The organism is Bradyrhizobium sp., assembly GCF_049581145.1.
Taxonomy (GTDB): Bacteria; Pseudomonadota; Alphaproteobacteria; order Rhizobiales; family Xanthobacteraceae; genus Bradyrhizobium.
Genome location: NZ_JBAURI010000558.1, coordinates 1 through 11723, shown reverse-complemented (window position 1 = coordinate 11723; position 11723 = coordinate 1). Strand labels below are relative to the sequence as shown.

Genomic DNA, 11723 nt, shown 5'->3' with positions numbered 1-11723 from the left:
TTGCACACGAGACCGCGGGTGCAGCGTGCACCCGGCATTCCCTGCGCCCTCGATCTCGAGGCGCAAGACTTCCCAAGCAAAGCTCGGGCGACCAGCGCCGCGAGACCATGAAACCGTATCTGCCGTTTGAAAATCGAATTCGGATTCGTGGGCTTGGGCCAGAGCGCAGCTGCGCCGTGCCCACCGTGCCATCAAAAGTGTTGGGCGCTAAAAAGGTGTTGGGCGCGCGTCGGCCGAGGTTCGGGGATTGATGCCGATATGATTGGAACTTCAAATCGCTCAACTGGATCAAGCGCGGCCGCACTGGCCCGGATCTCCTGGAGTGAAATAATCGCCTTCCGCCGGGGTTGTTGGATTGAGCCGGACGTCACCGGCGCTCCCAGCCACCTGAATTTCAAGAGACTTGAGCTTTACGGGACTCGAGTTCTAAGAGATTTCGGTTCTGAGGGATTTGGGTTTCAAGGGACGTGGAAGGGATGACCGCGCTGCCTCAGAACGTGGCGGAAAGCCTGGAACGACGAATTGCCGAACTTGAGCGGCAATTGCAGATCGCCGCAGCCGGGCGCGACGAGGCGCTGGAGCGGCAGACCGCGACCGCCGATATCCTCAAGGTGATTGCGAGTTCGCCATCCGACACACAGCCGGTGTTCGAGGCCATCGCGCGAAGCGCCAAGAGCCTGATCGGCGGCTTTTCGAGCACCGTCTTCCAGATCATCGACGGCATCGCTCATCTGAAGGCGTTCACGTCGACGACACCGGCCGCGGACGACGTCCTGACGTCGACCTTTCCGCGGCCGGTTGCCGATTTCCCGCCATTTCGCATGGCGCAAGCCGGCGAGGTCACGCAAATTCCCGATACGGCGGCCCTATCGGACGAACTCCTGGGCATCTCGCAGGCACGCGGTTTCCGCAGCATGTTGTTCGCCCCGCTGATGAAGGATGACGTGTCGATCGGGTTCATTGCGGTCACGCGCGTCGAGCCGGGCACATTCGCCGAGCGTCATGTGAAGCTGCTGCAAACCTTCGCCGACCAGGCCGTGATCGCGATCGCGAATGCGCGGCTGTTCAAGGAGGTGCAGCAGCGAACCCGGGAGCTGTCGCGATCGCTCGACGAGTTGCGCACCGCGCAGGATCGCCTGGTGCAGACCGAAAAGCTCGCCTCGCTCGGCCAGCTCACCGCGGGCATCGCCCATGAGATCAAGAATCCGCTCAACTTCGTCAATAATTTCGCGGCGGTGTCGGTCGAATTGATCGATGAATTGAATGAGGCGCTGGCGCCAGCGATGCTGCCGGACAAGACCCGCCAGGATGTCGACGAGCTGACTGGCCTGCTGCAGGACAACCTGGCGAAAGTGGTCCAGCACGGCAAGCGCGCCGATTCGATCGTCAGGAACATGCTGCTGCATTCCCGCGACGGGTCCGGCGAGCACCGGGCCGCCGACATCAATGCCTTGGTGGATGAGAGCCTCGACCTCGCCTTCCACGGCGCCCGCGCCGAAAAACCGCAGTTTGACGTCCGTATCGAGCGCGATTTCGATGCCGGGGCCGGCATGATCGAGGTGTTCCCGCAGGACATCACGCGGGTGTTGCTCAATCTGATCTCAAACGGCTTCTACGCGGTGACCAAGCGCAAGACCGAGCGCGGTGGCGCCGGCTTCGAGCCGCTCGTGACCGCAACCACCAAGGCCCGCGGCGAGCATGTCGAAATCCGCATCCGCGACAACGGCACCGGCATCGCGGCCGAGGTGAAAGAGAAGATGTTCAACCCGTTCTTCACCACCAAGCCGCCGGGCGAAGGCACGGGGCTTGGGCTGTCGATGAGCCACGACATCATCGTGAAACAGCATGGTGGCACGATCGACGTCGACAGCACGCCGGGTGAGTTTACGGAATTCAGGATTCTGTTGCCGCGAATGCGCAGCATATCGAACAAGTCAGGGGTCGATCGTTGAGCGTTCTGGTTCTGGTGGTGGATGACGAGCCGGATGTCGAAGCCTTGTTCCGGCAGCAATTCCGCCGCGACCTGCGCGCGCAGCGCTTCAGGATGGATTTTGCCAATTCGGCCGCCGACGCGCTGGCGCGCGTCGCCTCATCGCCCGGGCGGTCATTGATCCTGGTGCTGTCCGACATCAATATGCCCGGGATGACCGGGCTCGAGATGCTGCCGAGGGTCAAGGAGATCCGCCCCGACGTTCCCGTGATCATGATCACGGCCTATGGCGATGCCGACACCAGCCGCAAAGCGCTGGAAAGCGGCGCCAGCGGACTCTTGACCAAGCCGATCGACTTCAGCCTGTTGCGCGAGGAGATCGACAAGCGGCTGACGCAGGCGCGCTAGCTGGAGACCATCCTCCTACTACCATGCTTAGAATTTCATCGCCCGTGCTGGGCAATTGCATACGGACCGGCTGCCCATTGGCGCGCCATGTCGCGCCGGGACGGTGTCGCGCTTTCCCAAGCTTGCGCGCCCAGTCCAGGAAGCCAGCCGGATCCAAACGTCCGCGCGAGTCTGACCGAGCCGGCCTACAACCGCAGCGTCCAGGCCCGGCGCGCACAACCTCAAAGCCGGCGGAAATCTGTCGCGGGCACCCCATTCGTATCAGATGCTGCGTCGGCCCCTCCCCAGACGAAGGTGCTTCGCGCGCACCCCCTGTCGCCGCCCGCCGAACGCCGCGAGAGCGCCGCCACCCGGGTATTGGCACGCTTGATGCAGTCAGGATGCAATGAGGGATGCAATGAGGGATGCAATCAGGTCGACGGCTAGACGCCCCGACGGGTGGGCCGGAACTGGGGGACATCGCGTGGGAGCGGTATCATGAATGTAGCAGTACTTTATCTTATCGTAGCCGCGATCGGGATCGTGCTTGCCCTGATCGCCTATCTTCGAAACCGCAATAATGTCGGCGGGATCATCATCGGCTTTACGTTGATGGAGATCGTCATCATGGCCGTGATCGGTGTCATCAACGGGGTGCTCGGCACGCCGAACGCAATGCTGGGGCGTCTCTTCATGACCTTCTCGGGAAGCTATGGCTTCCTGGCCTTCGCCGCCATCTGCGGCTTCTTCTACATTTCCGGCCCCCTGGCGGGATACATCATCCGCAAGCCCGGCGCGGCCACGATCGCGGAGACCATGAACGGCGTCGCCCAGGTGCTTTCCGGCAACCCCAACGGCGTGATGGTGCTCGGCGCGGGCTTCCTGCAGGGCTTCATGTCCGACATGGCCTTTGCGTTCTACGGCTACAGGAAATGGACGCTCGCGGTCCTCGCGCTGTCGGGCGCGCTGGCGCCGCTGCTGCAGCAGCTTCCGGAGGTGTATTTCTTCGGCGTCGGCGACATGGGCATCGGTTATAATCTCGTCGCGCTTGCGATCCGTATGATCAGCGGCGCCGTCTACGCCGTCGTCCTGGTCCGGCCCATCGCCCGCGGTCTCGCCCGCGCCGGCGTCGTACGCGGCACGGCCGTTGCGATGGAGGAAAGCAAGACCCGGCTTTCCGGCCAAGCGGCCTGATGCAAGTGGCCTGATGTCAGACATCCTGCAGCCTGCGTGCGATGGTGAGGACGGCGCGCTCGGGAGGCCCGTCCCATCCGCAGTCAATGCCGATGCCGCAAGGTCGGGGCCAGAGAACGATCCCGGCGCCGCGTCCTCGGCGATCATCGATCTCAGGGACATCACCTACACCTATGAGGGCGAAGCGGCGGCGGTCATCAACGGGGTTTCGCTCCGCGTCGAGCCCGGCGAATTTGTGCTGATCCTCGGCCCGAGCGGCTGCGGCAAGAGCACCCTGCTCAACGTCCTCAACGGCACCATTCCACACACGCTTCGCGGTGAACTGGGCGGGCATGCCGTCGTGTGCGGAAAGTCGGTGCCGGACACCAGGGTCGTGGACTTCGCCACCGAGGTCGGCATGGTGTTCCAGGACCCCGAGGCGCAGATCATCAACACCCGCGTCCGCGACGAGGTCTGCTTCGGGCTTGAAAACCTCTGCCGGCCGGTCGACGAAATCATGGCCCGACAGGCCGAGGCGCTGGCCTGTGTCGGCCTGCCGGACGCCGGCGATCTCTCGATCTTCGACATGTCGGGCGGCCAGAAACAGCGGATCAGCATCGCCGCCGTGCTCGCCGCCCGTCCCCGCCTCCTGGTGCTGGACGAGCCGACGGCCAATCTCGATCCTGTCGGCATGGCGGAAGTCTTCGCCGTGCTTCACCGCCTGAACACCGAGTTCAAGACCACCATCGTCATGGTCGAACATCGCGTCGACGAATTGGCCGACCGCGTCAGCCGCGTGGTCATGATGGATCGCGGCCAGGTGGTGTTCGACGGCGAGCCGTGGGCCGCGTTCGCGCGGCACCGCGAAGCGCATTCCGAAGAGGCCGAGACGATTGCCGCCAGTGCCTGGTTCCCGCAGGTCAGCGAATTCGCGGTCGATCTATCCGCCGCCACCGGCATCGCGCTGGCGCCGGGCGCCATGCCCCTCAACGTGGCCGAGGCCATCGCATTCGCGGAAGACGTTATGGCGCGCGGTGTCGTTCGGACGGCGGCCGAAGCCGTCCCGCCGCTGGAGACCACGGCGCCGCGGAAGAAGCTGCTGGCCATCCGCAATCTCACCTTCGGCTATGCCAGCGACACGCCGATCCTGAAGGACCTCTCGCTCGAACTCGAGACCGGGAGCATGGTCGCGCTGCTCGGACCGAACGGCTCGGGCAAAACCACCTTGGCCCGCGCGCTGATCGGCATCAACCCGGTGCAACGAGGGACGGTCTATCTTGGCGACAAGGACATCTCGGATCTCGGCCCGCGCGAGATCTCGGCCGAGGTCGGTTACGTGTTCCAGAATCCCGACCACCAGTTCGTCACCGACCAGATCGACGATGAGGTCGCCTACGGAATGAAGGTCCGGGGCTATGCCGATGACGCCATCGCGCGGCGGGTCGACGAGGTTCTGGATATCGTCGATCTCGCCCGCTACCGGCATCGCTCTCCGTTCAATCTCAGTCTCGGTGAGCGCCGCCGGCTGAGCGTGGCTACCATGCTCGTGCTCGAGCCGCACCTTTTGGTGCTGGACGAGCCCACCATCGGGCAGGATCACGAACGCGCCCAGCATCTGATGCGCATGATGGATCGGCTCCGCGAGCGCTATGGCACGACGATTCTCATGATCACCCATGATGTACGCCTGGTCGCGGAATGGGCCGATCGGGTCATTGCGCTAAGTGGCGGCGGGATTGCCTTCGACGGCACGCCGGAGGCGTTGTTTGCGCAAGCCGATCTCCTGAAGGAGAGCGCGCTGCTGCCGCCGCCGATCTTCGAGGTCAGCGCGGCCTTGGCGAAAACCCACCCGGAACGCATAGCGGGGCCGACCTTGTCGATCCCGGACCTTATCCGCTCGATGATGACCTGAGGCCACCGATGTCGCGCTCGACCGTTTTTCAGTTCCGCGCCCGCGATTCCATCTTCCATCGCGCCGATCCGCTGACGAAATTCGCCTGGATGATGACGATATCGCTGCTCGCGTTCGGCGCCTACATCGCCTGGATCCAGATCGCAATCACCATGATCGTTGTTGCGACGGCGCTGCTGTTGGCGCGGATCACCGTGTCGGAGATCCTGCAGGGCACCTGGCTGTTCCTGCTGGCCTGCACCAGCTTCTTCGTCATCCAGACTCTGACGCTGCCTGGAACGACCGAGATCTTTCGCATCCTGGGCAAGCCGATTTACGTCGAGAGCGCGGACTATGCGCTGGCGTCGGCCTTGCGCATCTACACCATCATTCTGGCGTCGCTGGTCTTCGTGCGCAGCACTGATCCACGCGAGCTCGCGATCGCCCTGGTGACGCAGATGAAGATTCCGTACCGCATCGCCTATGCGTTCTTCATCGCATTGCGCATCATTCCCACCATCGAGGAGGAGATCGAGATCATCCGCTCGGCCCAGGCGGTCCGCGGCGTGGTGCGAGAGCGCGGGATTGCCGGCCGCATCAGCGAAGCCAAGCGCTATTCGATGCCGCTTTTGGTCGGCGCGTTGCGACGTGCCTCCACCATGGTGATGTCGATGGAGGCCCGCGGCTTCGGCGCCTATCCCCGGCGCACTTTTGTCGAGGCGCCGCAGATGAGCTTCGGCGCGCAGATCGCTTGCGGAGCAATGCTGTTGGCGGTGGTCGGCTGGTACACCGCGCTCGCGCTCGGCGTGGTGCACTCGTTCTATGTTTTTGCCCCCAGATAGTTTCTGTGCGAGCGAGCCTGATCCGGAAAAAGCCTGCGGTCGATTCGCGCCCTACTCCGCCATCTCGACCGGCGGCGCGGCCGCCGGCCCGGCCAGCGGCCTCTCCTCCATCGCGATCATGCAGAGCGCCGAGCAGGCCAGCAACGCCGCGGCAGCCCCGAACACATAACGGAAGGCAGCGAGCATGTCGGCGGGCGGGATCGAACTGACCGGGCCATGCTGCTCCGCGGAGAGCGAAACATCCGCGCCCAATGCCATCAGCAGGATGGCGCTGAAGGCCGCCACCATGAACGACGCCATCAGCGCACGGAAGAAATTCATCGCGCCCGTCACGGTGCCGACCTGTGCGCGCGCCACCGAATTCTGCAGCGCCACCACGCTGATCGGAAACACCGTGCCGAGCCCGAGTGCAAACACCGACAGCAGTGCCAACAGACCCCACAGCGGCAGCGTCGTCAGCGCGAGTGCGCCTCCCAGCAGGGCTGCGCTCCCGGTGCCGACGATGGCGACGAGCTTGTAGTGCTTGGCGCGAGCCATGGTGCGGCCGGCGATCGCGGCGCCGCCGGTCGAGACGGCGGCGAGCGGAATCAGCGCCAGCCCGGCCTCGCTCGCGGTGAGATGATAGACCACTTCGTAATAGAGCGGCAGATGCACCGTCAGCGCCAGCATGGCCCCGAACGCGCAGCCGCCTGCCGCGAGCGCGTAGGGCGCGATCGGACCGCCCATCAGGGACAGCGGCAGGAACGGCTCGTCGGCGACGCGGGCATGCCAGACGAACGCAAGCGTCAGCGCAACGGACGCACCGACCATCGCCAGGATCGTCGGCGACAGCCAGGAATAACGGGTTCCACCCCAGGTCAGCACCAGCATGATCACGACCGCGGAGGCCATCAGCAGCAGGCCCCCGCGCCAGTCGACCTCCCGCCTGCGATGGAACACGGGAATCTTGCGCATTTTCGGCAGCAGCATCGCCAGCGAGGTGAGCCCGAGCGGCAGGTTGATCCAGAAGATCATCGACCAGTGCAGATGCTCGGCGAAAAAGCCGCCCAGCACCGGTCCGCCGATTCCGGCGGCCATCCAGACGCCGCTGAAATAGGCCTGATATTGGCCGCGTTCGCGCGGCGTGACGACGTCGGCGATCACGGTCTGCACCACCGGCATGATGCCGCCGCCTCCCAGCCCCTGCAGGCCACGTCCCAGGATCAGGATGGTCATGCTGGGCGCCACCGCGCACAGGAGCGACCCAGCCATGAACAGGCCGAGCGCGCTGATCAGCATGGCGCGGCGGCCATAGATGTCGCTCAGCGTGCCGAACACGGGCGCCACCGCGGTCGAGGCCAGGAGATAGGCCGTGATCACCCAGGACAGGTTGGTGACGTCGTGGAACTGCCGCCCGATGGTCGGCAGCGCGGTCGCGACGATGGTCTGGTCGAGAGCGGCCAGAAACATCGTCAGCAAGAGGCTCATCAGGATGGTGCGGACTTCGCGCTGCGAGAGTGGCGCGCGCGGCGCGATCCTTGACGCTTCCTCGGGAACATCGCCGAGTGCGATCAGCTCTGCCGGAAGGTCTGATAATTCGCCTGTGATGGAATCGGGCAATGGCTGGGAGGCGGCAGGGTCACGGCTCTGCCGTTCGAACTTGTTCATGTGGAAATATTTTTGTCGTTAGTGCGGCCTGAGCGCGCAGATTCGCTGGATCGGCTTCAATCTAGAGAACGAACCTGTGCTGCGGCAGCGGGTCCGGCGCATGGGTGGGTCCCGGCGCTGTGGTTTCGCAAAAACGTGATCGATCGGAACGCGCTGGGTTCAGTCCTTCGGGCGATTCTTCAGCCGAGCCCGCTTCGGCAACAGCACGGGCCAGCGCACGATGTGGTCCTCGAGATCGGCGTCCGGGATCTCGGCCTCGGTGCCCTGCACTCGCCCGCGGACCGACACGCCGGCCTCATGAACCGTGCCGGAATCGCCCGAAATCAAAGGATGCCACCAATAGAGGTCGCGGCCCTCGGCAACCAGGCGATAGCCGCAGCTCGGCGGCAGCCAGTTGAGGGTGCGGACATTCTCCGGAGTCAGCTTGACGCAGTCCGAGACCTTTGCAGCGCGATTCGGATAGTCCTTGCAGGCGCACAGGCCTGAATCCAGAAGCTTGCAGGAGACATGGGTGAAATAGATCTTCCCGGTATCCTCGTCCTCCAGCTTTTCCAGGCAGCAGCGCGCACAGCCGTCGCACAGGCTCTCCCATTCGGCGTCGGACATTTCCTCCAACGTCTTGGTTTTCCAGAAAAATCCCTCCTGGGTCGAGGCCGGCTTGGGCGGGGCGGTCATGAATCCCGTTTGTTCTGGAATAACTTAGGCAAAGCCCTTCTAGAGGCTCTTGAGAGCCGGGTGCAAGAGCCCGAGGCCGTCCAGCAACCGCGCCTCAAGGCTGGTTCCGGCGTGACGCGTTAGTCCTGCCGATGAAAGTGGAAGCGAAACCATTGGTTTAATCTCCCCACTCGGCTAGATAGTGACTCGAATGACCCGGCGACGCAAAAAGCGCCTTGGGTTTGCCGCAACATTCGCGCAAGACTGCCGACAGCGCCCCGGCCGGGTGCCCGAGCGTCTTCGAACCCGACGAAGAGCATCAGTGCGCAAGATCATCCCCGACGATTGGAAGAGACGGCTCGATCATCTCCGCCTGGATTTGGACGCGCGCTTCGATTCGTCCCTGTTCTCGACCCTGAAGGGGGCGCGCGAACTTTATGAGCGCTTCTCGACGTTCATGGACGGCTTCTACGTGGGGGGCTGGAAGCGTTGGACCTTCATCGAGCCGCTCTCGGAAGCCGCCACCATGGGACTCGGTGGGCTAATCGTGCTGTTGGCCCTAGCGGTCCCCGCATTCCGCGAAACCGCCGACGAGGACTGGCTGAAGAAATCCGACCTCGCGGTCACCTTCCTCGACCGCTATGGCAACCCGATCGGCAGCCGCGGCATCAAACACAACGACTCGATCCCGCTGGAGGACTTTCCGGACAATCTGATCAAGGCGACGCTGGCGACCGAGGATCGCCGGTTCTACGAACATTTCGGCATCGACGTCTCCGGCACGCTGCGGGCGCTCGTGACCAACGCCCAGGCCGGCGGCGTGCGCCAGGGCGGCTCCTCGATCACCCAGCAATTGGCGAAGAACCTGTTCCTGACCAACGAGCGCACCATCGAGCGCAAGATCAACGAGGCGTTTCTGGCGATCTGGCTGGAGACCCGGCTCACCAAGAACGAGATCCTCAAGCTCTATCTCGACCGCGCCTATATGGGCGGGGGCACCTTCGGCGTCGACGGCGCCGCGCATTTCTACTTCAACAAGTCGGTCCGCGATATCAACCTGGCGGAAGCCGCGATGCTGGCCGGCCTGTTCAAGGCGCCGACCAAATTCGCTCCCCACATCAACCTGCCGGCCGCCCGCGCCCGCGCCAACGTGGTGCTCGACAATCTCGTCGACGCCGGCTTCATGACCGAGGGCCAGGTGTTCGGCGCGCGGCGCAATCCGGCCTTTGCGGTCGACCGGCGCGACGAGAACTCGCCGAACTACTATCTCGACTATGCGTTCGACGAGATGCGCAAGCTGGTCGATACGTTCCCGAAATCCTACACCGAGCGTGTCTTCGTGGTGCGGACCGCGATCGACATGCATGTCCAGCACGCCGCCGACGAAGCGATCGAAAACCAGTTGCGCCAATTCGGCCGCGACTATCACGCCACCCAGGCGGCGACCGTGGTCTCCGACCTCGATGGCGGCATCCGCGCCATGGTCGGCGGCCGCGACTACGGCGCGAGCCAGTTCAACCGCGCGACCGACGCCTATCGCCAGCCGGGCTCGTCGTTCAAGCCCTATGTCTACACCACCGCGCTGCTGAACGGCTATACGCCGAACTCGACCGTGATCGACGGGCCGGTCTGCATCGGCAACTGGTGCCCGCAGAATTACGGCCACTCCTATTCCGGCAAGGTGACGTTGACGCAGGCGATCACGCATTCGATCAACGTCGTTCCCGTCAAGCTGTCGATCGCGCTCGGCGGCAAGGGAGGACCCAAGGCCGGCCGCGCCATGATCGTGGCGGTGGCACGCCGCTTCGGAATCACGGCGCCGTTGCCGGATACGCCGTCGCTGCCGATCGGCGCCGACGAGGTAACAGTGATCGAGCATGCGGTCGCCTACGCGACCTTTCCCAACAAGGGCAAGGCGGTGACGCCGCATGCGGTGCTGGAGGTGCGCACCGGCGCCGGCGATCTGGTCTGGCGCTGGGACCGCGACGGTCCGAAGCCGCGACAGGCCATCCCAGCCTCCGTCGCCGCCGACATGGCGGGCATGATGAGCCATGTGGTCAGCGAAGGCACCGCGCGCCGCGCCGCGCTCGACGGCATTCCGACCGCCGGCAAGACCGGCACCACCAACGCGTACCGCGACGCCTGGTTCGTCGGCTACACCGGCAACTTCACCTGCGCGGTGTGGTACGGCAATGACGACTATTCCCCGACCAACCGCATGACCGGCGGCTCGCTGCCGGCCCAGACCTGGCACGACATCATGGTCGCGGCCCATGAGGGCGTCGAGATCAAGGAGCTTGCCGGCGTCGGCATGGGCGAGAAGCTGCCGCGGCCGGAAGGCGCGATGGCTGCCGCCGGCGCGGCTCAGAAACAGGCCGAGGTCAAGCCGGGACCGCCGCCGGTCCTCACCAAGCGCGGCGCCGATATCCTGGTGCAGGTCGAAAAGATGCTCGACGACGCGGCCAGGGATGCGGCCAAGGGCGCGGAGAAGACTTCCGCGACCGAACTGAAGACGGGCAAGCCCTTGTCGTCGAGCGCGCTCGCCTTCCCCGACAGTTTCGCGGCGGCGACACCGCGTGAGGCGGCATCCGTGCCGCGCAAGAATTGACCGTCATCACGTGCGGCTGATCCTGATTACCTTGCTGGCGCTCGTCATCGCCACCGTCGTAGGCCTCGGGGCGACGTGGATGACGACGACGCGCGGCACCGATCTCGGCACGCTGACGATCGGCGCATGGACCGCCCGTCCCAAGACCGGCACCTCCGACGTCGATCCCTATTCGCGCGCGACGATCACCCGCAACGGCGAGCTGCCGATCGGCACCGGCGACGGCATCGCATTCACGGCTACCACCGACGACAGGAAGAAGCCGCTCGACGGGCGCTGCGACATCGTCGTCAGCGGGGTCACACCGGCGGCCCGGTTCTGGACGCTGACGCTGTATGACCGGAAGGGCCACCTGGTCGCCAACTCGCTGCAGCGTTACGGCTTCACCAGCCAGGAGATCGTCCGCGGCGCGGACGGCGCCTTCGAAATCCGCGTGGCGGCGCGCGCGCGCGCCGGCAACTGGCTTCCGACCGGCGGCATCGAACGCTATGCCTTGATGCTTCGTCTGTACGATACCCCGGTCGGCGTCGCGACGCGCACCCAGCGCGACGCGCCGATGCCGGCCGTTGCCACGGCGGGGTGCCCGTGATC

The 11723-nt window shown here is 64.7% G+C and carries 9 protein-coding genes; 7 read left to right on the top strand and 2 right to left on the bottom strand.

What is annotated here, in order from left to right; genetic code table 11:
• Window positions 1-476: 476 nt before the first annotated feature.
• From WCB02_RS18470 to WCB02_RS18450, 5 genes are all read left to right on the top strand, one after another.
• Window positions 477-1952: an ATP-binding protein gene (locus WCB02_RS18470; protein WP_423960202.1), complete on the top strand. Its 1476-nt coding sequence runs from the start codon at window positions 477-479 to the stop codon at window positions 1950-1952.
• Window positions 1949-2338, top strand: a complete 390-nt coding sequence (locus WCB02_RS18465; RefSeq protein WP_423960200.1) for a response regulator — start codon at window positions 1949-1951, stop codon at window positions 2336-2338. Before WCB02_RS18470 ends, WCB02_RS18465 begins: the two co-directional genes overlap by 4 nt.
• Before the next feature lie 477 nt (window positions 2339-2815).
• Window positions 2816-3511, top strand: a complete 696-nt coding sequence (locus tag WCB02_RS18460; protein ID WP_423960198.1) for an ECF transporter S component — start codon at window positions 2816-2818, stop codon at window positions 3509-3511.
• A gap of 13 nt (window positions 3512-3524) precedes the next feature.
• A complete protein-coding gene (locus tag WCB02_RS18455) occupies window positions 3525-5402 on the top strand; it encodes an ABC transporter ATP-binding protein (RefSeq protein ID WP_423960196.1) in 1878 nt (625 codons plus the stop codon).
• A gap of 8 nt (window positions 5403-5410) precedes the next feature.
• Window positions 5411-6223, top strand: coding sequence for an energy-coupling factor transporter transmembrane component T family protein (locus tag WCB02_RS18450; protein WP_423960195.1), 813 nt, complete (start codon window positions 5411-5413; stop codon window positions 6221-6223).
• A 51-nt stretch (window positions 6224-6274) separates the two neighbouring features.
• Here WCB02_RS18450 and WCB02_RS18445 read toward each other — a convergent pair whose 3' ends face one another.
• Both WCB02_RS18445 and WCB02_RS18440 read right to left on the bottom strand, forming a co-directional pair.
• A complete protein-coding gene (locus WCB02_RS18445; protein ID WP_423960193.1) occupies window positions 6275-7870 on the bottom strand; it encodes an MDR family MFS transporter in 1596 nt (531 codons plus the stop codon).
• Window positions 7871-8029: 159 nt separating this feature from the next.
• Window positions 8030-8545: a YcgN family cysteine cluster protein gene (locus tag WCB02_RS18440; RefSeq protein ID WP_423960192.1), complete on the bottom strand. Its 516-nt coding sequence runs from the start codon at window positions 8543-8545 to the stop codon at window positions 8030-8032.
• Window positions 8546-8846: 301 nt separating this feature from the next.
• Between WCB02_RS18440 and WCB02_RS18435 the strand changes: the two genes are divergently transcribed.
• Window positions 8847-11132, top strand: a complete 2286-nt coding sequence (locus tag WCB02_RS18435; protein ID WP_423960189.1) for a transglycosylase domain-containing protein — start codon at window positions 8847-8849, stop codon at window positions 11130-11132.
• Between the two features lie 10 nt (window positions 11133-11142).
• A complete protein-coding gene (locus WCB02_RS18430; protein ID WP_423960188.1) occupies window positions 11143-11721 on the top strand; it encodes a DUF1214 domain-containing protein in 579 nt (192 codons plus the stop codon).
• Window positions 11722-11723: the final 2 nt, after the last annotated feature.